Below are 26,473 nucleotides of genomic sequence, written 5' to 3'. Positions count from 1 at the left end.
CGACCGACCAGGGAGACACACATGAACGTCACCGCCCACATCGAGTCCGTCTACGCGGAGGTCCGGCGTCGCAACCCCGGCGAGGCCGAGTTCCACCAGGCGGCGGCCGAGGTGCTCGAATCCCTCGCGCCCGCGCTCGAACGGCACCCGGAGTACGCCGACAGCGGGATCCTGGAGCGGCTCTGCGAGCCCGAGCGGCAGCTGATGTTCCGGGTTCCGTGGGTCGACGACCAGGGCGTCGTCAGGGTCAACCGGGGCTTCCGGGTGGAGTTCAACAGCGCCCTCGGCCCGTACAAGGGCGGCCTGCGGTTCCACCCGAGCGTCAACCTGGGCATCGTGAAGTTCCTGGGCTTCGAGCAGATCTTCAAGAACGCGCTGACCGGGATGGGCATCGGCGGCGGCAAGGGCGGATCGGACTTCGACCCCAAGGGCCGCTCGGACGCCGAGATCATGCGGTTCTGCCAGTCCTTCATGACCGAGCTGTACCGCCACCTGGGCGAGCACACCGACGTGCCCGCCGGGGACATCGGCGTCGGCGCCCGGGAGATCGGCTACCTCTTCGGGCAGTACAAGCGGATCACCAACCGGTACGAGTCGGGCGTCCTCACCGGCAAGCCGGTGGCGTGGGGCGGCTCGCACGCCCGCACCGAGGCCACGGGGTACGGCGCGGTGTTCTTCGCCCAGGAGATGCTCGCCACCCGCGGCGAGAGCTTCGACGGGCGCCGCGTCGTGGTCTCCGGGTCGGGGAACGTCGCCGTGTACGCCGTGGAGAAGGTCCACGCCCTCGGCGGCCGCGTCGTGGCCTGCAGCGACTCCACCGGGTACCTCGTCGACGAGGACGGCATCGACCTGGAGCTCCTGAAGGAGGTCAAGGAGGTCCGCCGGGCACGGATCTCCGCGTACGCGGAGGCCAGGCCGAGCGCGCGCTTCTCCGCCCGCGGCTCGGTCTTCGACCTGCGCTGCGAGGTGGCCCTGCCCTGCGCGACGCAGAACGAGCTGCGCCGCGAGGACGCCGTGGCCCTGGTCAAGAACGGGGTCCGCGCCGTCGCCGAGGGCGCGAACATGCCCTGCACGCCCGAGGCGGTCGAGGTGTTCCGGGAGGCCGGCGTCCTCTTCGGCCCCGGCAAGGCCGCCAACGCGGGCGGCGTCGCCACCTCCGCCCTGGAGATGCAGCAGAACGCCGCCCGCGACACCTGGACCTTCGAGCAGACCGAGTCCCGTCTCGCCGCCGTCATGCGCGACGTCCACACCCAGTGCCGCGCCACCGCCGAGGCCTACGGCGCCGACGCGGACGACTACGTCCTCGGCGCCAACGTCACCGGCTTCCTGCGGGTGGCGGAGGCCATGCTCGCGCAGGGCGTCATCTGACGCGGGCGCGCGACGGGACGCAGGGCCGGCACCACGCGGACCGCGCCCGTCATCCCCTCGGCCCGGCCGGGATGCCCTCCCGGCCGGGGCCGTGCACGCTGGTGCCCGGACTGTGCTCGCGGTCGCACACCACGGAGGGACACCATGGGCAGCACGCGTACGAGGGGCCCCGACGGAGACCGCGCCGCGCGGCTGCTCGCGCGTCTCGCGGTGCTCGCCGCCGTCGGCTCGCTGGTCGTCCTGCTCCTGGCGCTGGGGGACGGCGGCCTCCTGGTGGTCGGGGCCGGACTCCTCGGACTCGTCCTCTGCGCCGTCGGCGGCTGGTGGTTCGTCGCCCACCGCGGTGCCGCGCGCCTCGTCGGCGCGCTCGTCGCGGTCGCCGCACCCGTCGGCGTCCTGGTCCTCTACGCGCACGACGGCCTCTGGGTCACGGCACTGGTCCTCTGCCTGTGCTGGGCCGCCGCGCTGGCCTGCGCACGGGCGGCGCTGCGCAGGTCTTCTCCCGCGCGGGAGAAGCCCGGCATCCCGGCGGCGCGGCCGGAACGACCGGTCCTGATCATGAACCCGAAGTCCGGGGGTGGGAAGGTCGGCCGCTTCGACCTGGTCGAGCGGGCGGAGCGGCTCGGCGCCCGGGTGATCCTGCTCGACCCGTCCGCCCCCGCCGACGTCGCCGAACTGGCCCGCGAGGCCGTGGCCGAGGGCGCGGACCTCCTCGGCGTCGCGGGCGGCGACGGCACCCAGGCGCTGGTCGCCGCCGTCGCCGCCGAGCACGACCTGCCGTTCCTGGTGATCTCCGCCGGCACCCGCAACCACTTCGCGATGGACCTGGGTCTCGACCGCTCCGACCCGTCCCGCTGCCTCGACGCGCTGAACGACGGCGAGGAACTCCGCATCGACCTCGGCGACGTCGACGGCCGGGCCTTCGTCAACACCGTCTCCTTCGGGGTGTACGCCGACGTCGTGCAGCGCCCCGAGTACCGCGACGACAAGGCGGGCACCGCCCTCGCCCTCATGCCGGACCTGCTGCTCGGCGACGCGGTGCGCCGGCTCGACGCGCGCGTCGACGGCACCGCGCTCTCCGCCCAGCAGGCCCTGCTCGTCAGCAACAACCCGTACATCTCCCCCGACGAGCTCAGCGGCGCCGGGCGCCGCCCCAGCCTCGACGACGGCGAGCTCGGGGTGGTCGGGATCCGGGTCGAGGACGCGGCCCAGGCCGCCGACCTGGCCGTACGGGGCTCGCAGTCCACCGGCCTCACCGTCCTGACCGCCCATCGCGTCGAGGTGACCGCCGCCGCGGACGAGATTCCGGTCGCCGTCGACGGCGAGGCGCTGCGGATGCCCACCCCGGTCGTGTGCACGCTGCGCCCCGGCGCCCTGCGGGTCCTGGTCCCGCGCGACCGCCCGGGCGTCCCCGCGACCGTGCCGCCCGTGCGGTGGCCGCGGATCCTCGACCTCGCCTTCGGCCGGCGGGAGCGGCCCGCCGGATCGTCGTCGTGACCCCACCCCCGTCCGCGCGCCGCCGGAACCGGTGGCTCTCCGAGCGCCGCCGCTCCGCGGTCAGCGCCTGCGTCGCCGTGGGCACCGCGGGGCTCCTCCTCGCCGTCGACCGGGGCCGCGCGGAGGTCTCCGGGGCGGACCGGTGCGTGCTGCTGCTCGTCGCGTACCTCTTCCCGTACCTCCTGATCACGACGGTCGCCTTCTCGACCGCCTCACCGGAGCGGGTCCGTGCCTGGGCACGCCGCGAGACGCGGGGCACGGTCCTCCAGCGGTACGTGTACGGCTCGGCTCCCGGACCCGGGGTGTCGCTCTTCATCTCGGGCGCAGCGCTCGTGGTGGCCGTGGTGTGGCGCCCCGGCCACATCGGCTCCTCGTTCGAACCGGCCGCGCGGGCCGCGGTGGCCCTCGTCATGGTCGTCCTGGCCTGGGTCTGCGTGGCCATCTCCTTCGCGGTCGCCTTCCAGGCCGACAACCTCGTGGAGGACGAGCGGGCGCTGGAGTTCCCCGGAGCGGAGCCCGCGCTCTGGTCCGACTACCTCTACTTCGCCTTCTCGGTCATGACCACGTTCGGCACGACCGACGTCGACGTGACCTCCCGGGAGATGCGCCGGACCGTCACCGCCAACTCGGCCATCGCGTTCGTCTTCAACACCGTCACGGTGGCCAGCCTCGTCTCCGCCCTCGACGGCCTCTGACGGCGCGGCCCAGACCGTAGGCCGTCAGGAGCCAGGCCGCGGCCGCGATCCCCAGCACCACCCGCCCCAGCGTGTCCAGCCCGTCCACCCCCGTCACCGCCGCGGTCGACAGCGACGCCACCGCCGTCATGCCCAGCGGGAACACGGTCGCCCAGCGCAGCACGTCGTAGCCGGGGCGCCGGTGGGCGAGCTCGCCGCACAGCAGCACCGCGCACCCGGCCAGATCCAGCGCGAGCAGCACGAAGGCGGTGGCCCGCAGCGTCGTCTCCGCCCCGCCCGACCACTGCCCCGAGGCGAGGAGCTTCGACGCGGCGAGCGCCGAGATCGCCAGCGCCCCCGCCGCGATCCAGTGGTCGCCCGCCCCCCGCACCACCTCACGGAGGTCGAAGCGGGCCAGCGCGTCGGCGTACAGCAGGAGCCCGAGGAGGAAGAACGCGAGGGCCACCCAGCCGAGCCACTCCCCGGCCTCCGGGGCGAGGAGCGCGGACAGCACCGCCAGGCCCTGGGTCGCCACACAGATCAGGAACACCGCGCCCGGCGCCCGCCGGGTCAGATGCCGCAGGACGGCGGCGAGCAGCACCGGCCAGACCGCCGCCGCCAGGACGAGCAGGGCCACCGCCACCGGAGTGCGGCCGAGGAGTTCGAACCGGGCGCCGAGCACGGTCGTGGCGGCCACGGCGGTGAGCGCGGGCGGGGTGTCGGCGCTCGCCGCCCAGCGGCGCCGGTCCCCGAGCAGCAGGGCCGAGAAGTCGTACGCGAGCAGCAGCCACAGCGCCGCCGCCAGGCACAGCGCCACCACCGAGACCGTTTCGAGGCCGGTCAGGTGGAACCCGATGGACAGGATGCCGGTGGCGAGCACCCCGGCACCGGCCGCCGGCGGCAGCGCCGTCCACCGGGCGCCCGGCGCCCCGCCGGTCACGTGCGGGGGAAGGGGTGCTCGTTCCAGCCCGCGACCACCGGAAGGCCGTGCTCCGTGGACAGCCGGCCGACGGTGGCCGTCGTCAGCAGGAACAGCCGCCCCTCGGATGCCGGCAGGCCCAGATAGCGGGCGGTGAGCACCCGCAGCAGATGCGCGTGCGCCACCACCACACCGTCCTCCGCGGCCCCCGCGAGCCGGGGCGCGAGACGGGCCAGGACCCGGTCGGCCCGCCGCCCCACGTCCTCGGCGGACTCGCCCGGACGTCCGTCGGGGTGCGGGGGCACGCCGTCACGCCACAGCGACCAGTCCGGCCGGGTCTCGTGGATCCGGGCCGTGGTCAGCCCCTCGTACCCGCCGTAGTCCCACTCGCACAGGTCCTCGTCGGTCCCGGCTCCCCGCAGGCCGGCCAGTTCGGCCGTGCGCCGGGCCCGCCGCAGCGGGCTGGTGAGCACGAACGCGAAGGAGCGGCTCGTGAAGAACGGCGCGAGCGTGCGCGCCTCGGCCTCGCCGTCCGGCGTGAGCGGCAGATCCGTACGGCCGGTGTGCCGCCCGGTGGCGCTCCACTCCGTCGCACCATGGCGGATCAGGAGGAGGTCACCCATGGCACCTCATTCTGCCCGGAACCGCCGAGGTTTCACGGGGGCGCGCCGCCGCCTGAGCCGTCGACGCCCGGCACGCGGGGCGGCCCGAACGCGGTGTCGATATCCTGGAGGGAAGGACTCCCGTGCTTTCGATACGTGTGCAGGAGCGGTGTCATGGACCTGCTGCCGGTCGAGATCAAGGTCGACATCGAGGGTGACGCGACGGGGGCGATGTCCGCTCTCGGGGCCTCCCAGCGCCTGCTGACGACGCGTCGGATCTGGTTCGCCGAGGACCGGGACGGTGTCGCGCGGGGGGCGGTGCCGCTCCTGGACAGCGGTGTGATCGTACGGTTCAGAACCGGCGGAGGCCCCGACGAGCTCGTCGTCAAGCTGCGCCCCTGCACCCGGGACCAGCTGGTCGGACGCTTCTCCGCCGCGTTCGACGCGGAGCCCCTCACGTACAAGATCGAAGGGGACTGGACGAGGAACGGCCGTGTTCTCGCGGCCTCCCTGGCGCACCGTCACCCGCCGGGGACACTGGCGGCCGTGCTGGGGCCTGGGGCCGACCCCGCCGGGCCGATCGACCCGGTGCAGGACCAGTTCCTGCACGCCTGCAAGCCCGACGTCCCGCTCGACGGCCTCGTCGCCCTGGGGCCGATCCTCTCGACGAAGGCGGACGACGTGCCGCTCGGCGACCTGGAGGTCGACCTGGAGGACTGGTCGGTCGCCGGCCTGCGCTTCCTGGAGGCGTCGCTGCGCGTGAAGCCCAAGGACGGGGACGACGCGGAGGAGTTCGACGAGCGGGTCGGGCGCAGGCTCGACAGACTCGAAGCGGAGCTGCTCGACCGGGGGCTGACGCCGTCCCCGCTCCCCGCCGGCAAGACCCACCGTGTGCTCACGGCCCTGACGGCCGCCGCACACGGCTGAGCCCTCGACGCCCGACCGGAAGGGGAGGTCAGGCGTCCTCGAAGACCAGGTCCTCGGGCTGGTGCGTCATCCGCACCGTATGACCGTTCGTCACCTCGACGATGTGGTGCAGCCCGGCGCGCCGTTCGCCGGTGGACAGGACGGAGTACCGGTCCTGGACACCGGCCAGGAAGGCCGGGAAGCACGACAGGGGCATCGACAGGGCGAGATAGTCCACCGCGCGCCGGAACAGCTTGGGGAGGATCACCACGTCGTCGGTGAGCGAGGACAGCCCCGTGACCTTCGCCCCGGTGGTGGTGACGTCGCTCGCCCACAGCCCCCGGCGCGCCTCCCGCGCCTGCACGGCCACGGCGGCCAGCTCCGTCCGGAGCGTGGTGAACAGGCTCCGGTAGAACATCGGGTAGGTGAGCCCCTCCACGATCAGATGGTGATTGACCGTCTTCCGCAGCACGGCCACGTCCACGTCGATGTCCAGGCCGCTGGTGCCGGGCGGAGCACCGGCTCCCGCCAGGGCGATGCAGCGGCCGTGGATGTCGGCGCCACGGGTGAGGACCCAGCCGGGAACGGTCTCCGGCGTGGTGGCGGTCACGGTCTCCTTCTGCCGCTGGACGTCGGTGAAGCCGAGCGTCTTCAGCAGGTCGTCGCGCGCCGCGTGGGCGAACTGCAGCGGCTGGTGGACACGGCCCGGTCCGTAGTGGGTCTCGAGCGCGTCCACCGCGTCCAGGCGGAGCGTCGTCCGTCCCGCCGCGTTGTGCTCGACGGCACGGCCGCCGCCTCCGCCGACGAGACCCCACTCGGCCGGGTCGTCGGCCGTGAAGTGGACCGTGTCCCCGTCCGGCTGCGAGCCCTTGATGTCGTAGAAACCCTTGATGAGCAGCATGGGCATGGCGACTCCTCAACAGTGGGTGCGTCCCACCCCCGGGAGCGCCCCCGAAGGGGCTCCGTGTGCGAGGGGTGATCGCCGGCCGATCGCTCTCACCCTGTGTGACGAGTGGTACTCCCTAGCACAATTCCCCTCTACCAGCATATCGAGGCGGCGCCGGACCGCAGCTCGGAGCGCCCCGCACGCGATGTTGCCGAGTCAACCAAAGGGCGGGGAACACAGGGGACTTGCCGTCAGCCGACGATGGCCACCGGCGCGTCCCAGGCGTTGCGGTCGACGTTGATCGTGTAGCCGCCGCGGGTCTCCTTGCTGTTGGCCTTGTGCTGGTGGCCGCGGCTGTGGTCGGTGTACAGCTTCGGGTCCCAGGGCCAGTCCCTGGTGGTCGTCTCCTGGCCGTTCCACAGGGCGTACCAGAGGTTGCCCGGCAGGTCCGTGCGGTTCTTGGCGGTGGCGATCGCCTTGGCGCCGGAGCTGCTGAAGCCGTAGAGGCCGGCGCGGTAGGTCTTGGCGCGCAGGGTCCTGGTGAAGGACCGCACGTAGGTCAGGGTCGCGTCGTTGCACGCCTGGTCGGCGGTGTCGTACGACTCCATGTTGAGGTAGATCGGGCTGCCGGCCCTCATGCCGAGCGCCGCGGCCTTGGCGACCGCGTCGTTGGCGTTGCTCGCCCCGACCGAGGCCGCGGTGGCGGCGGTGAACCGCTCCTTGTTGCCGCTCTTCTGGCAGGGCGGCTGCGCGCCGACGTACAGCGGGACGACCCGCCAGCCGAGCGTGTCGACCGACTTCACCCACGACCTGGTCAGGTTGGGCTGGGCGCAGCCGCGGTTCCTGCCGCCGATGTAGACCGCGACGCCGCCGTAGTACCCGTCCTTCTTCCACGCCTTCATCGCGGACAGCGACGGCGCCGTACAGGCGTCGAACGCCCGGCCCGTGTACGTCCTCTGGGCCGGCCACGCCGAGGCGGCCATCGAGGTCTGCGCGGCGATCCCGGCACCGGCCACGACGACGACCCCCGTGGTCGCCAGGGCGATGTACCGCCCCTTCCTGGACAACCGGTGCTTCGGCATTCCCCACCCCACGCGTGCTCGGGCCCCGGTCCTCCGGAGCACGCCCACCCTATCCGGCCCGCCGCACCGGAACCGGCGCCCCCACAGCCGTGCCCTCCGCCGGGAGACCACGTGCCGCCCCGGCCCCCGACCGGTTGTGCGCCGTCGTGCCAACGCCTGGGCGCGGAAGGTCAACGCCGCCCGCCGGGTCGCTCCTAGCGTGAAGAGGTGCCGAGCCGCGGTCGCGGTGGGCACGTCACCGATTCCCTCCGAGAGGACCCCCATGTTCGACATCACCACGGTGCAGGCCGCCCCGAGCGCTGACCTGCTGACGCCCGACAACGCGGTCATGGTCTTCGTGGACCACCAGCCGCAGATGTTCTTCGGCACCGGCAGCGGCGACCGCGCCGCGATCATCAACAGCACCGTGGGCCTCGCCAAGGCGGCCCGCGCCTTCGACGTCCCCGCCGTCCTGACCACGGTCGCCGCCGAGTCGTTCTCCGGCCCCCTGCTGCCGCAGCTCGCCGAGGTGTTCCCCGAGAACGAGGTCATCGACCGCACCACCATGAACGCCTGGGAGGACGAGACGCTCGTGGCGGCGGTCAGGGCGACCGGACGCAGGAAGATCGTCCTGTCGGGTCTGTGGACCGAGGTCTGCCTGGTGCTGCCCGCCCTCTCGGCCCTTGAGCAGGGGTACGAGGTGTACGTCGTGACCGACGCCTCCGGCGGCGTCAGCCCGGCCGCCCACGAGCACGCCCTGCAGCGGATGATCGCCGCCGGCGCGGTGCCCGTCACCTGGGTCCAGGTCCTTCTGGAGCTGCAGCGCGACTGGGCGCGACAGGAGACGTACGGCGCGGTCATGGAGATCGTCAAGGCGCACGCGGGCGCGTACGGCCTGGGCGTCGTGTACGCGCAGAGCGTCATCGGCGCGCACGCGGCCGGCTGACCTCCTTGGACACCGGCCTTCTGATCCTGCGTCTGCTGGTGGGGCTGCTCGTCGCAGGCCACGGCGTGCAGAAGATCAGCTCGCACCTGGGCGGCAGGGGACTCGAAGGCGGCACGGAGGAGTTCCGCGCCGATGGCTTCCGCGGCGGAGTCCTCACCGCACTGGCGGCGGGCGGCGGCCAGATCGGATCCGGTCTGCTGCTCGCCGCCGGCCTCCTGACCCCGCTCGCCGCCACCGGGACCATCGGGGTCATGACCGTCGCGCTCACCGTGAAACGGCACAACGGCCTGTGGGTGCAGAACGACGGCTACGAGTACCCGCTCGTCCTCATCGGCACCGCCGCCGCCCTCGCCGCCACCGGACCCGGCGCCTGGTCCCTCGACGCGGCCCTCGGCCTCACCCCGTACCCCCTGGGGTGGGCCGCCCTCGCGCTCGCGGCCGGTCTCGGCAGCGGGCTCCTCGCCCGGCTCGTCCTGCACCGGCCGCCCGCCCCGGCACCCGCCGGGCGCTGAGCGCGCACCACACAGACCGGGTCCGGCCGCCCGCGCCCCCGACCGGACGGCCGGACCCTTCCCCTCTCTCCCGAACAGGAGCACCCGATGGACACGCTCACGACCCCGCACGGCGGCGGCCAGCCGCTGCTGCACCAGAAGGGCGCCGAGACCCAGGCGTTCGGCACGCTCAAGCAGCTGCCGATCGGCCTCGGTCACGACACCCGCATGTACGCCTGCCAGCGGTTGAACCGCGTCCTCGCCGACACGCAGATCCTGTACTCCCTCTACAAGAAGCACCACTGGCTCATGCGCGGGGCGACCTTCTACTCGCTGCACCTCATGCTGGACCGGCACGCGGAGGCCCAGCTGGCCATCGTGGACGCGCTGGCCGAGCGGATCCAGAGCCTGGGCGGCGTCGCCGCCGGAGACCCGCGGCACGTCGCGGAGCTGACCTCGATCCCCCGGCCGCCGGACGGCGTGGAGCCGGTTCCCGTCATGCTGTCGCGGCTCCTCGACGCGCACGAGCGGATCCTGGTCGACGCGCGGGACGCCGCCGCCCGGATCTCCGCCGAGGGCGACGAGGGCAGCACCGACCTGCTCGTCTCCCAGGTCGTCCGCACCGGCGAGGCGCAGGTGTGGTTCCTGGCCGAGCACCTCGTGGACACCCCGCTGGTACGCGGCTGATGGACACGTACGACGTGGTCGTGATCGGTGGCGGACCGGCCGGCGAGGTCGTCGCCGCCCGGACCGTCCGGTCGGGGCTGACCGCCGTCGTCGTCGAGGCCGAGGCGGTCGGCGGGGAGTGCTCCTACCGCGCCTGTGTGCCGAGCAAGGCCCTGCTGCGGCCCGGCGCCGCCCGGGCGGAGGCCCGCTCGGTCGACGGGGCCCGGCAGACCGTCACGGCGCCGCTCGACCCGGCGCGCGTGCTGGCCCGCCGCGACCGCTTCACCGGGCGCGGCGACGACAGCGGCCAGGCCGACTGGCTCGCCGGCGCGGGCATCGCGCTCGTGCGGGGGCACGGACGGCTCGCCGGGGAGCGCACCGTGGAGGTGACCGGGACCGACGGCACGGTCCGCACCCTGCGGGCCCGGCGCGCGGTCGTGATCTGCACCGGCACGGAACCCGCCCTTCCGCCCGTCGAGGGGATCGACCGGATCGGCGTGTGGACCAACCGGCAGGCCACCACCGCCGACGCGGTGCCCGAGCGGCTCGTCGTCATCGGCGGGGGAGTCGTGGCCTGCGAGACGGCCACCGCCTGGCGCTCGCTCGGCTCCTCCGTCACCCTGCTCGTCCGCGACCAGGCCCTGCTGACCGGCTGGGAACCGTGCGCGGGCGAAGAGGTCGCCCGGGGGCTGAGCGATCTGGGCGTCACGATCCGCTTCGGTGTGTCGGCCCTCGGGGTCGCCCGCGACGCCGGCACCGGCACGGTGACCGTGCGCACCGACGACGGCACCGCCCTCGCATGCGACGAGGTCCTCGCCGCCGTCGGCCGGCGGCCGCGCACCACGGACCTCGGCCTTGACTCCGTCGGCCTGCCGGCCGGCGCCTGGCTCCAGGTCGACGACACCTGCCGGGTCACCGCGGTGGAGGGCGCGTGGCTCTACGCCGTCGGCGACGTGAACCACCGTGCGCCGCTGACCCACATGGCCAAGTACCAGGCCCGCGCCTGCGCCGCGGCGATCGCCGAGCGCGCCGCGGGACGCCCGGCCGCCACCGACGGCCTGCGGCCCTGGAGCGCCGGAGCCGACCGCATCGCCGTCCCGCAGGCCGTCTTCACCCGGCCCGAGGTCGCGAGCGTCGGCCTCACCGAACGCGCGGCCCGCGCGGCGGGCCTCGCGGTGCGCGTGGTGGAGTACCGCGTCGACGACGTCGCCGGCGCCGCGCTCCACGCCGACGACTACCGGGGCCTCGCCAAGCTCGTCGTCGACGAGACCCGAGGAGTCGTCGTCGGCTGCACCCTCACCGGACCGATGGCCACCGAACTCATCCACACGGCCACCGTCGCCGTCGTGGGCGAGGTCCCGCTGGAACGCCTGTGGCACGCCGTGCCCGCGTTCCCGACGGTGAGCGAGGTCTGGCTACGGCTCCTGGAGGCGTACGGCCTCTGAGCCCTCTGAGCCGAGGAGCCCACCCGCCGCGCCTTGCCGCACCCCCGCAACCGCGCGCCCGCCCGACAGCCACCTCTCGTCCTCGCTCGCGAGCCCGTACGCCCGCGCGCCCCACACCCGTCCCCTTCACCCCTCCGACCTCTTCACCCCTCCGACCTCTTCACCCCTCCGACAAGGAACCCTCATGCAGCCCACGAGGCACACCCCCGCGCCCGCCCCGGTCCTCGAACCCGCCGCCCGGGCCTTCGCCGACGCCACCGCCCGGCCGCCCTACCTCCACCAGATCCCCGTCGCCGAGGGCCGCAAGGCCGTGGACGACGTCCAGAGCGGCGAGGGCGTGCCCCTCCCCGCCGTCGACGAGGAGTGGGTCACCGTGCACGGCGGCCCGGCCGGCGACGTCCGCGCCCGGATCGTCCGGCCGAGCGGCGCCACCGGCGTCCTCCCCGTCATCCTCTACATCCACGGCGCGGGCTGGGTCTTCGGCAACGCCCACACCCACGACCGGCTCGTCCGCGAACTCGCCGTCGGCACGGGCGCGGCCGTCGTCTTCCCCGAGTACGACCTCTCGCCCGAGGCCCGCTACCCCGTCGCCATCGAACAGAACTACGGCGTCGCCCAGTGGATCGCCCGCGAGGGCCACCACAAGGACCTCGACGGCACCCGGATCGCCGTCGCGGGCGACTCGGTCGGCGGCAACATGACCGCCGCCCTCACCCTCGTGGCCAAGCAGCGCGGCGACGTCCGCATCGCCCACCAGGTCCTCTTCTACCCGGTCACCGACGCGGACTTCGACACCGCCTCGTACCACCTGTTCGCCGAGGGCCACTTCCTGCGCCGCGACGCCATGCGGTGGTTCTGGGACCAGTACACGACCGACGAGGCCGACCGGGCACAGATCACCGCCTCCCCGCTCCGCGCGACCCCCGAACAGCTCACCGGCCTGCCGCCCGCCCTGGTCGTCACCGCCGAGGCCGACGTGCTGCGCGACGAGGGCGAGGCATACGCGAACAAGCTGCGCCAGGCCGGCGTCCCCGTCACCGCCCTGCGCGTCCAGGGGGTCATCCACGACTTCGTCATGCTCAACGCCCTGCGCGAGACGCGGGGCGCGGAGCTCGCCATCGGCCTCGCCGTCGACACCCTCCGCAAGGCACTGGCATGACCCGGCGCCCGACGAGCATGCCGGTGGCGGGCCTCCAGCCCGCCCCGCGGCGGGAGCCCGCGCAGGCCGACCTCCTCGTCCGCAACGCGAAGGTGTTCACCGGTGACCCCGCCCGCCCCGGGGCACGGGCCGTCGCGATCCGCGACGGCCGGGTCGCGGCCCTCGGCGACGACCACGACCTCGCCCACCTCGTGGGCCCGGACACCCGGGTCGTCGACGCCCTGGGCCGCAGGGTGGTCCCCGGCCTCAACGACTCGCACCTGCACGTCATCCGCGGCGGCCTGAACTACGTGCTGGAGCTGCGCTGGGACGGTGTGCGCAGCCTCCGCCACGCCCTGGCCATGCTCCGCGAGCAGGCCGGCCGCACCCCGAAGGGGCAGTGGATCAGGGTCGTGGGCGGCTGGACCGCCGAGCAGTTCGCCGAGCGCAGGATGCCGACCGTCGCCGAGCTGAACGCCGCCGCGCCCGACACCCCGGTCTTCGTCCTGCACCTCTACCAGTCGGCGCTGATGAACCGGGCCGCCGTACGGGCCGCCGGGTTCACCCGCGACACCCCCGATCCGCGCGGTGGACAGATCGTGCGGGACCGGGACGGGGCGCCCAGCGGAGTGCTCCTCGCGGCGCCGAGCGCGCTCGTCCTGTACTCGACCCTGGCCAAGGCGCCGGCCCTCGACGCGGCCGGCAAGCGGACGTCGACCCGTCACTTCCTGCGGGAGCTGAACCGCTTCGGACTGACCTCGGCGGTCGACGCCGCCGGCGGCTTCCAGAACTTCCCCGACGACTACGCCACGGTCGCCGACCTCGCCGGGGCGGGGGAGCTGACCCTGCGGATCGCCTACCACCTGTTCCCGCAGACGGCCGGTCAGGAACTCGCCGACCTGAAGCGCTGGACCGCGACGGTCAGGCCCGGGGACGGGGACGAGTGGCTCCGGCTGAACGGCGCGGGCGAGAACCTGACCTGGGCGGCCGCCGACTTCGAGAACTTCTCCGAGCCCCGTCCCGAGCTGACCGCGGGATACGAGGGCGAGTTCGAACAGGCCGTCCGGCTGCTGATGGAGAACGGCTGGGGCTTCCGGCTGCACGCCACGTACGACGAGACGATCCGCCGTGACCTGGCCGTCTTCGAGAAGCTCGCCGCGGAAGGACTCTTCCCCGGCGGCAACCGCTGGCTCTTCGACCACGCGGAGACCGTGTCGGCCGACAGCCTGGACCGGATCGCGGCCCTCGGCGGCGCCCTGTCCGTCCAGAACCGCATGTCCTTCCAGGGCACGGCCTTCCGCGACCGCTACGGCGCCGAGGCCGCCGCCCACGCCCCGCCCGTCCGGGCCATGCTCGACCGGGGCCTGACCGTCGCCGCCGGAACCGACGCCACCCGCGTCTCCTCGTACAACCCCTGGGTCGCTCTGCACTGGCTGATCACCGGCAGGACCGTCGGCGGCACCGCGCTCCGGCCGTCCGGGCACGCGCTCGACCGCGAGACCGCCCTCGGCCTCTACACCCGCGGCGGCGCCGTGCTCACCGGCGAACAGGACGTCAAGGGCAGCCTGCGGGAGGGATGGTACGGCGACCTCGCCGTCCTGTCCGAGGACTTCCTCACCGTGCCCGAGGACGCCGTCCCCGGCATCGAGTCCGTGCTCACGGTCGTCGGCGGCCGGATCGTCTGGGCGAGCGCGGAGTACGAGGGCCTCGACGAGGCCGTCCCGCCGGTCACCCCGGAATGGAGCCCCGTCGCCCACTTCGGCGGCTACCAGAGCGGTGCCCGTCAGGCCTCGCTCGTGGCCGAGGCCGCGGCGGAGTCCGAGCGGCACCGCCGGTGGCGCGTCGCCCGCGGCACCGTCCCCGACGCGACGCCGTCCTTCGTCGACCCCTGCTTCGAGCACTGAGAGAGACCGCACCATGAGTACCCCTTCCCCCGCCGCCGACGGCGGAGACACCCCACCCCCACCGGACGCGCCCCCGGCACGCCGCTTCGAACCGGACCTCCGGTCGATGACCCGGATCACCCTGCGCCCCATCGCCTCACCCATGCCGCTCGGCTTCTTCACGATCGCCCTCGCCTCCGTGATGACGGGCTGCCTCCAGCTCGGTGTCTTCGACGAGGCGGCCCGTGCCGCCGTCGCCTTCACCGTGCTGCCGGCCTTCGTCCTCCAGCTCCTGGTGAGCGTCCTGGCCTTCGGCGCCCGTGACGTGATCGCGGCGACACTGATGGCGGTGTTCGCGGGCAGCTGGCTGCCCTACGCGCTCGTCATGCTCAGCGGCGCGCCCGACGGCCCGCAGGTCCTGGGCGTGTTCAACCTGGCGCTCCTCTGCTTCGGGGCCCTGATGACCGCCGTGACCCGGCCCAAGCGCGCGCTGTGGTTCGTGCTCGCTGCCTCCCTGCCCCGCTGGGCCGCCACCGGGCTCGCGGGGATCACCGGCGCCGAATGGCTCACCCGCACGTCCGGTGCGCTCGGCCTCCTCGTGGCGCTCGTCGCGATGTACACGGCGTTCGCCCTGATGCTCGAGGACATGCGCGGCGAGCAGGTCCTGCCCATCGGCCGCAGCGGCCCCGCCCACCTCGCGGTGGAAGGCGACCTGTCCGTCCAGCTCCGCAACCTGGAGCGCCAGGCGGGCGTGCGCCGCACCCTCTGAAGACCGCCCCGACCCCACGACCGCACAGGAGCACCCATGGAACCGCAGGTGACGGACCGCCCCGAGAAGTCCCGGTACGAGATCCTCGCCGGCGACGGCACCGAGACCGCGGGCTTCGCCGAGTACCACCTCTCCGAGGGCGAGATCGCCTTCCTCCACACCGAGATCGACGACCGGTTCGCCGGGCAGGGCCTCGGCGGTCTCCTCGCCCGGGGAGCGCTCGACGACGCCCGGGCCCGGGGGCTGCGCGTCCTGCCGTACTGCCCCTTCGTCCGGGGCTGGATCGGCAAGCACCCCGAGTACGCCGACCTGGTGCCCGAGGCGCGGCGCGCCCGCTTCGGACTCTGAGACCCCGCGGCCGCCTCGCGCGTCTCCTTCCCCTTTCCCCTCCCCTTTCCCCGCCTTCCCCGCCTTCCCCGCCTTCCACCGAGGAGTTCCCCCATGTCCCGACACGCCCGCCCCACCGTCGTCCTGGTCCACGGCGCCTTCGCCGACGCCTCGGGCTTCGCCCGCGTCATCCCCGAACTGACCGCCGCCGGCATGGAGGTGGTGGCTCCGGCGGTGCCCAACCGCGGCCTCGTCGACGACGCCGCGTACATCGCCTCGGTGATCCGCGCCGTCGAGGGCCCCGTGATCCTGGTGGGGCACTCCTACGGCGGCGCCGTCATCACCCTCGCCGGCACGGAGGACAACGTCCGGGCACTGGTGTACCTCGCGGGTTACGCGCTGGAGGAGGGCGAGAGCCTGGGCGAGCTGCAGGGCCGCTTCCCCGACTCCGGCCTCGCCGACGCGCTCGTCCGCACCCCGTTCCCGGTGGCCGGTTCCACCGAGACCGGCATCGACGTCTCGGTGGAGCCCGAGAAGTTCCCCGCGCTCTTCGCGGCGGACGTCGACCCCGAGACCGCCGCGGTGCTCGCGGTGTCCCAGCGCCCCCTGGCGGCCCGTGCCTTCGCGGAGGCGGCGCCCGTCGCGGCGTGGCGGACCAAGCCCTCGTGGGGCCTGGTCGCCACCTCCGACCGCACGATCAACCCCGACGTGGAGCGCTACGGCTACGAGCGCGCCGGCATGACCACCGTCGAGGTCGACTCCTCCCACCTGGTCATGCTCGCCCAGCCCCGGGCCGTGGTGGAGCTGATCCAGGACGCGGCCCGGGCCACGCTCCGCTGACCGGATAGTTCAGGATCGAACGATTAGTCGATGATGTTCGAGCGCTGATAGCTTCTGATCGCCCCCGAGAACCTTTCGGCGGGCGATCGGAGGAGATACACCCATGAGGTTCGGCGCGAGGCTCACGCTCGCCGTCATCGCCCTCGCCGCCCTTGCCACCGCCTGCGGATCCCCGCGGAACGGCGGTGCGCAGCAGCACACCGCCGCGGACTGCCGGCCGTACGCCGGGTACGGCGAACACCCCGGCACCCAGGTCACCGTCTACGCGGAGAACCGGGACCGGGAGGCCGACCTGTTCGAAGAGACCTGGGCGGACTTCGCGGCCTGCACGGGCATCGACGTCCAGTACGAGGGAGACGGGGAGTTCGAGGCCCGGATCCAGCTCCGGGTCGACGGCGGGAACGCGCCGGACGTGGCGTTCTTCCCCCAGCCCGGGCTCCTGGAACGCTTCGCGCGGGCGGGGAGCCTCAAGCCCGCGAGCGCCGGGGTCGAGGCCCTCGCGCGGCAGGGCTGGTCGGCGGACTGGAACGGCTACGCGACCGTGGACGGCACCCTCTACGGCACGCCGCTGGTCGCGAACGTGAAGTCGTTCGTCTGGTACTCGCCGACGTTCTTCCGCGACAGGGGACTGAGCGTTCCCCGCACGTGGTCCGAGCTGACGGCCCTGACGGAGAAGATCGCCGCCTCGGGCGTCACACCCTGGTGCGCGGGCATCGAGTCCGCCGAGGCGACCGGCTGGCCCGTGACGGACTGGATCGAGGACGTCCTGCTGCGCCGGCAGGGCACGGCCGTCTACGACCAGTGGGTCGCCCACGAGATCCCGTTCGACGATCCGCGGGTCATCGAGGCCATGGACACCGTGGGGTCCATCCTCAAGAACGACCGGTTCGCGAACGGCGGCTTCGGGCCGGCCCGGTCGATGGCGTCGATCTCCTACCAGGAGGCCGGCACACCCGTACTCTCCGGCGACTGCGCGATGCACCGCCAGGCCTCGTTCTACGCCGACCTGTGGCCGAAGGGCACCGAGATCGGGCCGGACAAGGACGTCTACGCCTTCCTCCTGCCGGGGACCGAGCCGGGCGCCCGCCCCGTACTCGGCGGTGGGGTGTTCGCCGCGGCGTTCGCCGACCGTCCCGAAGTGCGGGCGTTCCAGGAGTACCTGGCCTCCGCGGACTTCGCGAACGCCCGCATGAGGAAGGGCCCCTTCGTCTCGGCGAACCGGGGCGTGGATCCCGCGAACGCCGCGAACCCGGTCGACAGGCTCTCGATCCAGCTGCTCCAGGATCCGGGGACGCAGTTCAGGTTCGACGGTTCGGACCTGATGCCCGCTTCGGTCGGCGCCGGGACGTTCTGGCAGGGAGCGGTCGACTGGATCGGCGGCGCGAGCAGCCGGCAGGTCGCCGCCTCCATCGAGCGGTCCTGGCCGAGCCGCTGATGTCGTTCGACGCCGTCGCCCAGCAGCCCAAGCTGCTGTACCTGCTCCAGGGCGTCGCCGCCTTCGCGGCGGTGGTCTCCCTGATCCTGCTGACACTGCACCGGGCGCCGGTACGGGGGAGGGCCGCGGCCCTGATCCTGCTGGCCCCGGCGCTGCTGCTGCTCACGGTCGGTCTTCTCCTGCCGGCGCTGCGGACCCTGGTGCTGTCGTTCACCGACAGCGGAGGGGACGCGTGGGCCGGCTTCGACAACTACCGCTGGATGATCACCGACCCCCGGGCGCGGGTGGCGCTGCGCAACACCCTGGCGTGGGTGGTGCTCGTACCGCTGACGGCGACCGCGGTCGGTCTGCTCTACGCGGCGGCCGTCGTGCGGTCGCGGTTCAGGACGTTCGCGCTGTCCCTCGTCCTGATGCCCATGGCGATCTCCTTCGTCGGCGCCGGAGTCGTCTGGAAGTTCGTCTACGCCTACCGTCCCGCGACGGCCGGGCAGATCGGGCTGCTGAACCAGCTGGTCGTCGCCTTCGGCGGCGAACCGCGCCCCTGGCTCGTGGACTCCCCCTGGAACGTCCTCTTCCTCATCGTGGCGATGGTGTGGACCCAGGCGGGCTTCGCGGCCGTCCTGCTCGCCGGCGCGATCAGGGCCGTCCCCGGTGAGCTGACCGAGGCGGCGCGACTCGACGGAGCCTCCGCCCGGCAGGTCTTCTGGCGGATCACCGTGCCGTCGATCAGGCCCACGCTGCTCGTCGTGGTCCTCGCCCAGGCGATCGGCACCTTCAAGGCCTTCGACATCGTCAAGACCATGACCGGAGGACAGTTCGACACCGGCGTGCTCGCCCTGGAGATGTACGACCAGGCCTTCGCCTACGGCGAGACGGGCCGTGGCGCGGCACTCGCCGTGCTCCTCTTCGTCCTGGTCACCCCCTTCGTCGCCCACCAGGTCCGGGCCCGGCGGAGGGCGGGATGAACGGCGTCCGCGCGCGTCTGGCCTCCCGCGCCTTCACGACGATCGCCGTGCTGATCGCGGTCCTCTGGACGACGCCTACCCTCGGCCTCCTGCTCTCCTCGTTCCGCCCCGGGAACGAGATCAAGACGACGGGCTGGTGGACCGTGTTCGGCGCGCCGCACCTCACGCTCGACAACTACGGCGAGGTGATGTCCGGTGGAGGGAACGGGGCGGGGCGGCTCGCGGAGCACTTCGTCAACTCCGTCGTCATCACCCTTCCCTCGGTGCTGTTCCCGCTCGTGCTGGCGTTCTTCGCGGCGTACGCCCTGGCGTGGATCGACTTCAGGGGGCGGGACGCGCTCGTCGTCGGCATCTTCGCGCTCCAGATTGTGCCCCTCCAGATGGCGCTCGTCCCCCTCCTGAAGCTCTTCTCCCAGGGCTGGCTGTTCCTGCCCGGGTGGCAGCCCACCGGGCCGGCGCGGTTCGGCCCGGTCTGGTTCGCCCACACGGCCTTCGCGCTGCCGTTCGCGGTCTTCCTGCTGCACAACTTCCTGGCCGGGCTGCCCCGCGACCTGATCGAGGCCGCCCGCGTCGACGGGGCGTCCCACGGGACGCTGCTGCTCCGGATCGTGCTGCCCCTGGCCCGCCCGGCCCTCGCCACCTTCGCCGTCATCCAGTTCACCTGGGTGTGGAACGACCTCCTCGTGGCACTGACGCTCTCGGGCGGCACGGCCGAGACCGCGCCGATGACGGTCCGACTGGCGAGCCTGGCCGGGACGTACGGCAACGAGTGGCAGCGGCTCACCGCGGGCGCCTTCGTGGCCGCCTTCGTCCCGCTGCTCGTCTTCTTCGCGCTCAGGCGGCACTTCGCCCGGGGCCTGCTCGCCGGATCGGTCAAGGGATGAGCCCCGACCGGCCCGGGGGGACGAACGGGGCGGCGCCCGGGAGCGCGGGCCTGAGCCGGCCCGGACTGCGCGGCCGCGAAGCCGAGCTGGAGCGGCTTCGCTCCCTGGTCGACGCGGTGCGCGACGGCGAGGGAGGAACAGTCGTGCAGCTCCTGGGCGAACCCGGGATCGGGAAGACCGTCCTGCTGCAGGAGACCGTCGCGCTCGCCCGGGCCCGCGGATTCCTCGTCAGCCACGGCCGCGCCGAGGAACTGCACGAGCTGGCACCGCTCGCCTCACTGGCCTCGGGCCTCCTGCACGGTGACCCGCCGCTGCTGTCCAGCGCGGACTTCGCGGACCTCGCCGGCCACCACGACCAGCGCATCTGGCTCGTCGAACGGCTGGCCCAGCTGATCGAGGAACGCTCGGCGGGCACGCCCGTACTGATCGCGGTCGACGACGTCCCCTGGGCCGACCCGCTGAGCCGGTTCGCCCTCGGCGTCCTGCCGGCCCGGCTGCTCAGCTCCCCGGTCCTCTGGGTGCTCACCGGCCGGAACGACCCCGAACTGTACGGCCGGGGCCCGCGGGCGACGACCCTCCCCCTGCGGCCGCTGACCGACACGGCCCTGGCCGAGCTGGCACGGGACGTCCTCGGCCAAGACGTACCGGCACCGGCCGCGGAGCTGCTCGACGGGGCGGGAGGCAACCCCTTCCTCGCGGCGGAGATGCTCACGGGCATCGCGGCGTCGGGCGCGGACGGGCCGGAACCGCCCCCGCGGCTGATCCTCGGCGTACGCGACCGGCTCGCCGATCTCCGGCCGGACACCCTCCACTTCCTGCGGATCGGTGCCGTCCTCGGCCGCGCGTTCTCCCTCGCGGACGCCGCCGCCCTGTGCGGCCGGCCCGCCTCCGGACTCGGCGCCGAGGTGGACGAGGCGATCGCCGCCGCCCTCCTCCACGACGACGGCGACCGCCTCCGGTTCCGCCACGACCTGCTCCGGCAGGCGGTGTACGCCGACCTCGCCCCCTCCGTACGCCGGGCACTGCACCGGGAGGCCGCGCGCCGGCTCGTCGCGACGGGCCGCGGCTCCACCGACGCCGTACCGCACCTGCTGGAGAGCGCCGAACCCGGCGACCAGGAGGCGGTCGAGCTGCTCGGCACGGCCGCCACGGACGTGATCGCCGTGCTGCCCGAACTCGCCGCCGACCTGGCCGTACGCGCCCTGGAACTCGTACCGCCGCACGCGCCCCCGCTGTTCGACGTCGGAGAACGGGCCGTCGTCGCGCTGACCCGCGCGGGCCGGTACACCCAGGCACGGGACACCGGCGACGCGCTGCTCGCCCGGCGGCCGCCCCTGGACGTCTTCGCCCGCCTGCAGTCCGTACTCGGCGACACGCTGTGGCACCTCGACGACGTCCACGAGCTGACCCGCCGCTCGACGGCCGCGCTGGCGGCCGTCACCGACCCGGCGATCCGCGCCCGGCTCACCGCCCGGCAGGCCCTCGCCCACTCCCGCGGGAGCGACCTCGAAGCCGCGCGCGAGACCGCCGAACGCGCGCTCGCCGAGGCGGAACGGTCCGGAGACCGGGAGGCCCGCGTCCTCGCGCTGTGGGGCCTCGGCGAGATCGCCCTCAACGCGGGCGACTGCGCCGCCGCCGTCGCACACCACACGGCGCTCAGCGTGTTCGACACGGCCTTCCTGCCCGAGGAGGCCGTCGCCCGCATCCACGCGGACGACTTCGACACCGTACGGCGACTGCTCAGGACCGCGGGCGACGCTCCGCTGCGCCCCGCCATGCTGATCTGGGCCCAGGGCACCCTGAACATGGGCCTCGGCCGACTCGACGACGCGGACGCCGACTTCGTCACCGCCGAGCGGCTCGAAGCGGACCTCCGCGTACCCGGCAACCTGGTCAACATCCGCGTCAACCGCGGCCTGCTCGCGCTGCTGCGCGGCGACCGCGCCGCCGCCCGGGAACACCTGGACCTCGTGCGGGCGACCGTGGCCGACCGGCCGAACACCGGCAACCACGCCGCACACCGCTACCTGGAGGCCGTGGTCGCCGACGCCGACGGCGACCACGCGGCAGCGGCCGACCTCGTCCGCTCCGCGCAGCGGGACCACCCCTTCCTCCGGTGGCGGCTGCTGCGCCCCCACGTCGTCCAGGCCGTACGGATCGCTCTGCGCGGCGGCGACCGGAACCTGGCCGAGGACCTCGCGGCCCAGGCCGCCGCCCACGCCGCCCGCAACCCCGGCGTGCCCACCGCCCAGGGGACGGCCGCCCACGCCGCCGCCCTGGCGCACGCCGACCCCGCACTCCTGGAGCGGGCGGTCCGCGTCCTCCTCACCGGCCGCCGGCCGCTGCCCCTCGCCGCCGCGTCCGCCGACCACGGGCACGCCCTCCGCGCCGCCGGCGACCCCGCCGCGACCGCCGCCCTGACCAGGGCCCACGACCTCTACGCCCAGGCGGGGGCGCACGCCGAGGCCGACCGGGTCCGGGACGAACCGGAGCGCGCCACCCGGCGCTCCGGACGGCGCGCGCGAGGCCCCCGGCCGCGCCCCGACCGGGGCTGGGAGGCGCTCACCGCCTCGGAACGCAAGGTGGCCCGGCTGATCGCCGCGGGACACACCAACCGGTCGGCCGCCCAGGCCCTCGTCGTCTCCCCGCACACCGTCAACACCCACCTGGCGTCGGTCTTCCGCAAGCTCTCCGTGCGCTCACGGGTCCACATGGCGCGGATCGTCCTCGCCGAGGGCGAGGACGATCCGGCCGCCGCCGACTGAGCGAACTCTGCGCCCCCGTGCAAGGCACGGTGCGCCGTGCGGCAACAGGAGGCGCGGGAACGGTCCTAGCGTGACGGGCACCGCGCCGATCCGACGCGCGGACCGGCCACCCCGAAGCGAGGAAGCACCGCATGCCGTACATCACCGTGGGCCAGGAGAACACGAGCCCGATCGAGCTCCACTACGAGGACCAGGGCGCCGGTCAGCCGGTCGTCCTCATCCACGGCTTTCCGCTCGACGGCCGTTCCTGGGAGCGGCAGACCGCCGCGCTGCTCGACGCGGGCCACCGTGTCATCACGTACGACCGCCGTGGGTTCGGGCAGTCCTCCCAGCCGACGACCGGCTACGACTACGACACCTTCGCGGCCGACCTGAACACCGTGATGGAGACCCTCGACCTGAGGGACGCCGTCCTCGTCGGCTTCTCCATGGGCACCGGCGAGGTCGCCCGCTACGTGTCCCGGTACGGCTCCGCCCGCGTCGCCAAGGTCGCCTTCCTGGCCTCGCTGGAGCCCTTCCTGCTCAAGACCGACGACAACCCGGACGGCGCGGCCCCCCAGGAGTTCTTCGACGGCGTCGTCGCCGCGGTGAAGGCCGACCGCTACGCCTACTACACCGCCTTCTTCCAGGACTTCTACAACCTCGACGAGAACCTGGGCACCCGCATCAGCGAGGAAGCGGTCCGCAACAGCTGGAACACCGCGGCCGGCGGCGGCTCCTTCGCCGCCTCCGCGGCACCCTCGACCTGGTACACCGACTTCCGCGCCGACATCCCGGCCGTCGACGTCCCCGCCCTGATCGTGCACGGCACCGCCGACCGCATCCTGCCCGCCGAGAACACCGCGCGCCCCTTCCACAAGGCGCTGCCGTCCGCACAGTACGTCGAGATCGAAGGCGCCCCGCACGGACTGCTGTGGACCCACGCCGAGGAGGTCAACGCCGCCCTCCTCGCCTTCCTGGCGAAGTGACGCTCCACCGCCGCACCGCCGGGTGACGCCGGAACTCCCCGCGTCGCCCGGCCCCCGGGCCGGGCTCCGCCGGCGTGGTGCGCATCGTTCATACTGATCCGCCGTATGAGCGTGAACAGAGTGACGACGAGGGCCGTGCCCGGGGAAGGCGACGGCCTACGGCCACCGCTCCGCGGCAGGGACGCCGAACTGGCGTTCATCGAGGCGCGGCTCGACGCGCTCGACCGCGGCGAAGGCGGGATCGTCCGCGTCGAAGGCCCCGTCGGCATCGGCAGGTCCAGGATCCTCGCGGAGGCCGCGGCAGCCGCGAGGCGGCGCGGGACGAGGGTGTTCGAGGGAGCGGCGGACCCCGACGCGCGCGTCGCACCGCTCGGCCCGCTCCTCGAAGGCCTGCTCTCCGGCGAGGAACCGCTGCCGGGCGCCGTCCGCCTCAGGGACCTCGCCACGACACCCGGCCGGCGCTTCTGGCTGCTCCAGGAACTGGGGGACCGGCTGCGGGAGACGGCTCGAAACGGCCCCCTGCTCGTCGTCCTCGACGACCTCCAGTGGTGCGACGACCTGACCCTCCTCACCTTCAACACCCTCGCGGCGGGACTCTCGTCCCACGCCATCCTGTGGCTGCTCGCCGTGCGCGGCGGCAGCGTGCCGTCGGGCGTGCGCACCACCCTCGACAGGATCCGGCGGGCAGGCGCGCACGAGCTGGCGCTGGGACCGCTGGACGACCGGGCCGCCGCACGGATCACCGAGGACGTCCTCGGTGCCGCTCCCGCCCCGGACGTCCTCCGTGTCGCCCGCCGCGCCGAGGGGATCCCGCAGCTGCTCGTCGAACTGCTCGGCTCGCTGCGGGACGGGGCGGAGGTCACGATCGAGGGCGGCACGGCCAGGCTGTCGGCCGGACCCCCCGCCCCGCGGGAACTCCCCTCGGTCGCGCGCCGCCTGGACCGGCTGTCCGACGGGGCGCGGGAGCTGGTGCGGGCGGCGGCCGCCGTGGGCGGCCCGGTCACCGTCGCGCTGCTGGCCGAACGGCTCGGCAGGTCCTCTGCGGCGCTCATCACGGCGGTCCGGGAATCCCTGGACGCCGACCTGCTCTCCGAGAGCGGTGATCGCCTCGCGTTCCGCCACGACCTGATCCGCGAGACCGTGGAAGCCGCGGCCGGACCGGGGGAGGCGACGGAGGCCGGGACGGAGGCCCGGACGACCGGACCGGGGCAGGTGCCGGAGGCCCGGACGGCCGGACCGGGGGACCCCCCTGGGGCCGACCGGCCGCACACCGACGCCACGGAGGCCGACCGGCCGCGCACCGACGCCACGGAGGCCGACCGGCCGCGCACCGACGCCACGGAGGCCGACCGGCTGCGCACCGACGCGGCGGAACTCGCGGCCACCGCCCCCGGACCCGCCGCGGAGCGCAGCCTCAGGGCCCTGGAACTCACCCCGGCCGACGCTCCGGAACGGGCCCGGATCATCGCCGAGACGATCCCGCTGCTGTGGCAGACGGGCCAGGCCGTCCGGGCCCGTGAGCTGGGAGTCTCCGCTCTGGCGACGGATGGTCTCGGACCCGGGGACGAGGCGCGCGTACGCCTCGCCCTGGCACGCCTCGCCGTACCCTTCGACTTCTCCGAGGCGGTCCGGCAGGCCCGCGCCGGCGCGGCACTGCCCGGGATCCCCGTGGACGTGAGGGGGAGGCTGCTCGCCATGCTCGCGGCCGGCCTGTCGATGGCGGGCGAGCACGCGAAGGCCGAGCGGGCCGCCGCGGAGGCGTGGGAGACCGCGGCGGCGGCGGGGGACCGCTCCGCCGAGGCCACGCTGACGACGGTCCGCTCGGCCGTGAGTTTCCACCGCATGGACCTGACCGAGGCGTTCCGGCAGGCCGAGCGTGCCGCCGCGCTGGCCGACGCCCTGGGCGTCAGCACCTCGCTGTGGGTTCCGGAGGCCCTGTGGCACGCGCTCCTGTCACACACCACCGGACGCTCCGCGGAGGCGCTCGCCGCCGCGGACGACGGCATCCGGGTCACCAGGGAGCAGGGCCGGACGGCAGCCACCCGCATGTGGCTCATGACCCGGTCCCGGATCCTTCTGGAAGCCGGACGGCTGGCGGAGGCCCGGGCCGACGCCGAGGCCGCGTCCACCCCGGCCGACCCTCTCGGCCCGGGCAACCTCGCCGACGTCACGCTCCGGTACGTGATGATGCGCGTCGCCCTGCACACCGACGACCGGCCGACCGCACGGGCGTACGCGGCGGAGGCGCGGCGCATGCGGAGCGACGCCGCGCCCGTCGTCCGGCACTTCGGCTCCTGGATGCTGGCCCTGAAGACCGACTCCGAAGGGCGGCCCGACCGTGCCATGGCCGAACTCGACGAGGTGATGACCTCGCCCGCCGCGGACCGGCCGGCCTACGCCGGACTGGTCGACCCCGCCGACGCCCCGGTCCTCGTCCGCCTGGCGCTGCGGGCCGGCGCGCACGAACGGGCCGCGCAGGCAGTGGCCCTGGCCGAGCGGCGAGCCGCGCTCAACCCCGACCTCACGTTCCTCGCGGCCACCGCCGCGCACGCCCGGGGACTCCTCGACAACGACCTCGCCACCCTCCTGGACGCCGTCCGGCGGTACGAGGACTGCCCCCGCGTGCTGGCCCGGGCGTCGGCCCTGGAGGACGCCGGGGCGAAGCTGGCGGTCACCCGCGGGTCCGAAGCGGTGCCGCACCTCGACAAGGCCCTCACGCTGTACGCGCGGGCGGGCGCCGAGCGGGACGTCGCACGCGTCCGCCGGCGCCTGCGGGCCCTCGGCGTCCGCCGCCGGCCCCGGTCCCCGGGACGCTCCGGCGCGTGGCCCGAGCTGACGGCCGCCGAGACGCGGGTGGTACGGCTCGTGGCCCGCGGGCTGACCAACCGAGAGGCGGCCGATCACCTCGCCCTCTCGCCGCACACGGTGAGCGCGCACCTGCGGCGGGCCTTCACCAAGCTGGACGTCACCTCGCGCGGGGAGCTGACCCGGCTGGCGAGGCACCGTGACAGCGGAGAGTAGTCGCTTCGTATCCCACG

Annotated in this window: 23 protein-coding genes; 19 read left to right on the top strand and 4 right to left on the bottom strand. The window is 74.1% G+C overall.

What is annotated here, in order from left to right:
- The first annotated feature begins 21 nt into the window (after positions 1-21).
- The 3 genes from gdhA to ABTY59_RS30285 all read left to right on the top strand — a co-directional run bounded on the left by gdhA (position 22) and on the right by ABTY59_RS30285 (position 3,560).
- Positions 22-1,368, top strand: a complete 1,347-nt coding sequence (gdhA, locus tag ABTY59_RS30295) for an NADP-specific glutamate dehydrogenase (protein ID WP_352022257.1) — start codon at positions 22-24, stop codon at positions 1,366-1,368.
- Positions 1,369-1,512: 144 nt separating this feature from the next.
- Positions 1,513-2,865 carry a diacylglycerol/lipid kinase family protein gene (locus ABTY59_RS30290; RefSeq protein WP_352022256.1) on the top strand — a complete coding sequence of 451 codons (1,353 nt, stop codon included), beginning with the start codon at positions 1,513-1,515 and terminating at the stop codon, positions 2,863-2,865.
- Positions 2,862-3,560 carry a DUF1345 domain-containing protein gene (locus ABTY59_RS30285; RefSeq protein WP_352022255.1) on the top strand — a complete coding sequence of 233 codons (699 nt, stop codon included), beginning with the start codon at positions 2,862-2,864 and terminating at the stop codon, positions 3,558-3,560. Before ABTY59_RS30290 ends, ABTY59_RS30285 begins: the two co-directional genes overlap by 4 nt.
- On the opposite strand, the gene ABTY59_RS30280 is transcribed toward ABTY59_RS30285, so the two are convergent.
- Together ABTY59_RS30280 and ABTY59_RS30275 are read right to left on the bottom strand one after the other, a co-directional pair.
- Positions 3,520-4,479 carry a tellurite resistance/C4-dicarboxylate transporter family protein gene (locus ABTY59_RS30280; RefSeq protein ID WP_352022254.1) on the bottom strand — a complete coding sequence of 320 codons (960 nt, stop codon included), beginning with the start codon at positions 4,477-4,479 and terminating at the stop codon, positions 3,520-3,522. The genes ABTY59_RS30285 and ABTY59_RS30280 overlap by 41 nt on opposite strands.
- A complete protein-coding gene (locus tag ABTY59_RS30275; protein WP_352022253.1) occupies positions 4,476-5,081 on the bottom strand; it encodes a histidine phosphatase family protein in 606 nt (201 codons plus the stop codon). The genes ABTY59_RS30280 and ABTY59_RS30275 overlap by 4 nt, the downstream gene beginning before the upstream one ends.
- A gap of 153 nt (positions 5,082-5,234) precedes the next feature.
- Here ABTY59_RS30275 and ABTY59_RS30270 point away from each other — a divergent pair, with 153 nt between their 5' ends.
- The gene (locus tag ABTY59_RS30270) at positions 5,235-5,987 is read left to right on the top strand and encodes a hypothetical protein (protein WP_352022252.1); all 753 of its coding nucleotides are present in this window, start codon (positions 5,235-5,237) and stop codon (positions 5,985-5,987) included.
- A 28-nt stretch (positions 5,988-6,015) separates the two neighbouring features.
- Here the strand turns inward: ABTY59_RS30270 and ABTY59_RS30265 are convergent, their stop codons facing one another.
- Together ABTY59_RS30265 and ABTY59_RS30260 are read right to left on the bottom strand one after the other, a co-directional pair.
- A complete protein-coding gene (locus tag ABTY59_RS30265; RefSeq protein ID WP_352022251.1) occupies positions 6,016-6,873 on the bottom strand; it encodes a thermonuclease family protein in 858 nt (285 codons plus the stop codon).
- A gap of 230 nt (positions 6,874-7,103) precedes the next feature.
- The gene (locus ABTY59_RS30260) at positions 7,104-7,934 is read right to left on the bottom strand and encodes a glycoside hydrolase domain-containing protein (RefSeq protein WP_352022250.1); all 831 of its coding nucleotides are present in this window, start codon (positions 7,932-7,934) and stop codon (positions 7,104-7,106) included.
- A gap of 262 nt (positions 7,935-8,196) precedes the next feature.
- Here ABTY59_RS30260 and ABTY59_RS30255 point away from each other — a divergent pair, with 262 nt between their 5' ends.
- The 15 genes from ABTY59_RS30255 to ABTY59_RS30185 all read left to right on the top strand — a co-directional run bounded on the left by ABTY59_RS30255 (position 8,197) and on the right by ABTY59_RS30185 (position 26,456).
- Positions 8,197-8,859: a hydrolase gene (locus tag ABTY59_RS30255; protein WP_352022249.1), complete on the top strand. Its 663-nt coding sequence runs from the start codon at positions 8,197-8,199 to the stop codon at positions 8,857-8,859.
- Positions 8,860-8,864: 5 nt separating this feature from the next.
- The gene (locus tag ABTY59_RS30250) at positions 8,865-9,371 is read left to right on the top strand and encodes a DoxX family membrane protein (protein WP_352022248.1); all 507 of its coding nucleotides are present in this window, start codon (positions 8,865-8,867) and stop codon (positions 9,369-9,371) included.
- A gap of 87 nt (positions 9,372-9,458) precedes the next feature.
- Positions 9,459-10,037 (top strand): Dps family protein, encoded by a 579-nt coding sequence (locus tag ABTY59_RS30245; protein WP_352022247.1) that lies wholly within the window; start codon positions 9,459-9,461, stop codon positions 10,035-10,037.
- The gene (locus ABTY59_RS30240; protein WP_352022246.1) at positions 10,037-11,461 is read left to right on the top strand and encodes a dihydrolipoyl dehydrogenase family protein; all 1,425 of its coding nucleotides are present in this window, start codon (positions 10,037-10,039) and stop codon (positions 11,459-11,461) included. Before ABTY59_RS30245 ends, ABTY59_RS30240 begins: the two co-directional genes overlap by 1 nt.
- A 184-nt stretch (positions 11,462-11,645) precedes the next feature.
- Entirely contained in the window at positions 11,646-12,620 is a 975-nt protein-coding gene (locus tag ABTY59_RS30235) for an alpha/beta hydrolase (RefSeq protein ID WP_352022245.1), read from the top strand.
- Complete coding sequence (locus ABTY59_RS30230; protein WP_469539164.1) at positions 12,617-14,503, top strand: amidohydrolase; 1,887 nt, start codon at positions 12,617-12,619, stop codon at positions 14,501-14,503. Before ABTY59_RS30235 ends, ABTY59_RS30230 begins: the two co-directional genes overlap by 4 nt.
- Before the next feature lie 13 nt (positions 14,504-14,516).
- Positions 14,517-15,251: a GPR1/FUN34/YaaH family transporter gene (locus ABTY59_RS30225; protein WP_352022244.1), complete on the top strand. Its 735-nt coding sequence runs from the start codon at positions 14,517-14,519 to the stop codon at positions 15,249-15,251.
- 36 nt (positions 15,252-15,287) lie between these two features.
- Positions 15,288-15,599, top strand: a complete 312-nt coding sequence (locus ABTY59_RS30220) for a GNAT family N-acetyltransferase (protein WP_352022243.1) — start codon at positions 15,288-15,290, stop codon at positions 15,597-15,599.
- A 93-nt stretch (positions 15,600-15,692) separates the two neighbouring features.
- Entirely contained in the window at positions 15,693-16,418 is a 726-nt protein-coding gene (locus ABTY59_RS30215) for an alpha/beta fold hydrolase (RefSeq protein ID WP_352022242.1), read from the top strand.
- Between the two features lie 103 nt (positions 16,419-16,521).
- Positions 16,522-17,853, top strand: coding sequence for an ABC transporter substrate-binding protein (locus ABTY59_RS30210; protein ID WP_352022241.1), 1,332 nt, complete (start codon positions 16,522-16,524; stop codon positions 17,851-17,853).
- Positions 17,853-18,818, top strand: a complete 966-nt coding sequence (locus tag ABTY59_RS30205; protein WP_352022240.1) for a carbohydrate ABC transporter permease — start codon at positions 17,853-17,855, stop codon at positions 18,816-18,818. The genes ABTY59_RS30210 and ABTY59_RS30205 overlap by 1 nt, the downstream gene beginning before the upstream one ends.
- Positions 18,815-19,702, top strand: a complete 888-nt coding sequence (locus tag ABTY59_RS30200) for a carbohydrate ABC transporter permease (RefSeq protein WP_352022239.1) — start codon at positions 18,815-18,817, stop codon at positions 19,700-19,702. Before ABTY59_RS30205 ends, ABTY59_RS30200 begins: the two co-directional genes overlap by 4 nt.
- A complete protein-coding gene (locus tag ABTY59_RS30195; RefSeq protein WP_352022238.1) occupies positions 19,699-22,467 on the top strand; it encodes an ATP-binding protein in 2,769 nt (922 codons plus the stop codon). The genes ABTY59_RS30200 and ABTY59_RS30195 overlap by 4 nt, the downstream gene beginning before the upstream one ends.
- Before the next feature lie 131 nt (positions 22,468-22,598).
- Complete coding sequence (locus ABTY59_RS30190) at positions 22,599-23,435, top strand: alpha/beta fold hydrolase (RefSeq protein ID WP_352022237.1); 837 nt, start codon at positions 22,599-22,601, stop codon at positions 23,433-23,435.
- A gap of 105 nt (positions 23,436-23,540) precedes the next feature.
- Positions 23,541-26,456, top strand: a complete 2,916-nt coding sequence (locus ABTY59_RS30185) for a helix-turn-helix transcriptional regulator (protein WP_352022236.1) — start codon at positions 23,541-23,543, stop codon at positions 26,454-26,456.
- Positions 26,457-26,473 lie beyond the last annotated feature (17 nt).

Source organism: Streptomyces sp. NPDC096079 (assembly GCF_040303145.1).
In the GTDB taxonomy this organism is placed as follows: Bacteria; Actinomycetota; Actinomycetes; order Streptomycetales; family Streptomycetaceae; genus Streptomyces.
Note: the sequence above shows the minus strand (reverse complement) of the source record. Positions and strands in the feature narration are given on the sequence as shown.

Bases quoted from the DNA above. Each gene is read 5' to 3' on its own strand.
- gdhA (WP_352022257.1), top strand. From the start codon at position 22: ATGAACGTCACCGCCCACATCGAGTCCGTCTACGCGGAGGTCCGGCGT.
- ABTY59_RS30290 (WP_352022256.1), top strand. From the start codon at position 1,513: ATGGGCAGCACGCGTACGAGGGGCCCCGACGGAGACCGCGCCGCGCGG.
- ABTY59_RS30275 (WP_352022253.1), bottom strand. From the start codon at position 5,081: ATGGGTGACCTCCTCCTGATCCGCCATGGTGCGACGGAGTGGAGCGCC.
- ABTY59_RS30270 (WP_352022252.1), top strand. From the start codon at position 5,235: ATGGACCTGCTGCCGGTCGAGATCAAGGTCGACATCGAGGGTGACGCG.
- ABTY59_RS30265 (WP_352022251.1), bottom strand. From the start codon at position 6,873: ATGCCCATGCTGCTCATCAAGGGTTTCTACGACATCAAGGGCTCGCAG.
- ABTY59_RS30260 (WP_352022250.1), bottom strand. From the start codon at position 7,934: ATGCCGAAGCACCGGTTGTCCAGGAAGGGGCGGTACATCGCCCTGGCG.
- ABTY59_RS30255 (WP_352022249.1), top strand. From the start codon at position 8,197: ATGTTCGACATCACCACGGTGCAGGCCGCCCCGAGCGCTGACCTGCTG.
- ABTY59_RS30245 (WP_352022247.1), top strand. From the start codon at position 9,459: ATGGACACGCTCACGACCCCGCACGGCGGCGGCCAGCCGCTGCTGCAC.
- ABTY59_RS30240 (WP_352022246.1), top strand. From the start codon at position 10,037: ATGGACACGTACGACGTGGTCGTGATCGGTGGCGGACCGGCCGGCGAG.
- ABTY59_RS30235 (WP_352022245.1), top strand. From the start codon at position 11,646: ATGCAGCCCACGAGGCACACCCCCGCGCCCGCCCCGGTCCTCGAACCC.
- ABTY59_RS30230 (WP_469539164.1), top strand. From the start codon at position 12,617: ATGACCCGGCGCCCGACGAGCATGCCGGTGGCGGGCCTCCAGCCCGCC.
- ABTY59_RS30225 (WP_352022244.1), top strand. From the start codon at position 14,517: ATGAGTACCCCTTCCCCCGCCGCCGACGGCGGAGACACCCCACCCCCA.
- ABTY59_RS30220 (WP_352022243.1), top strand. From the start codon at position 15,288: ATGGAACCGCAGGTGACGGACCGCCCCGAGAAGTCCCGGTACGAGATC.
- ABTY59_RS30215 (WP_352022242.1), top strand. From the start codon at position 15,693: ATGTCCCGACACGCCCGCCCCACCGTCGTCCTGGTCCACGGCGCCTTC.
- ABTY59_RS30210 (WP_352022241.1), top strand. From the start codon at position 16,522: ATGAGGTTCGGCGCGAGGCTCACGCTCGCCGTCATCGCCCTCGCCGCC.
- ABTY59_RS30205 (WP_352022240.1), top strand. From the start codon at position 17,853: ATGTCGTTCGACGCCGTCGCCCAGCAGCCCAAGCTGCTGTACCTGCTC.
- ABTY59_RS30200 (WP_352022239.1), top strand. From the start codon at position 18,815: ATGAACGGCGTCCGCGCGCGTCTGGCCTCCCGCGCCTTCACGACGATC.
- ABTY59_RS30195 (WP_352022238.1), top strand. From the start codon at position 19,699: ATGAGCCCCGACCGGCCCGGGGGGACGAACGGGGCGGCGCCCGGGAGC.
- ABTY59_RS30190 (WP_352022237.1), top strand. From the start codon at position 22,599: ATGCCGTACATCACCGTGGGCCAGGAGAACACGAGCCCGATCGAGCTC.
- ABTY59_RS30185 (WP_352022236.1), top strand. From the start codon at position 23,541: ATGAGCGTGAACAGAGTGACGACGAGGGCCGTGCCCGGGGAAGGCGAC.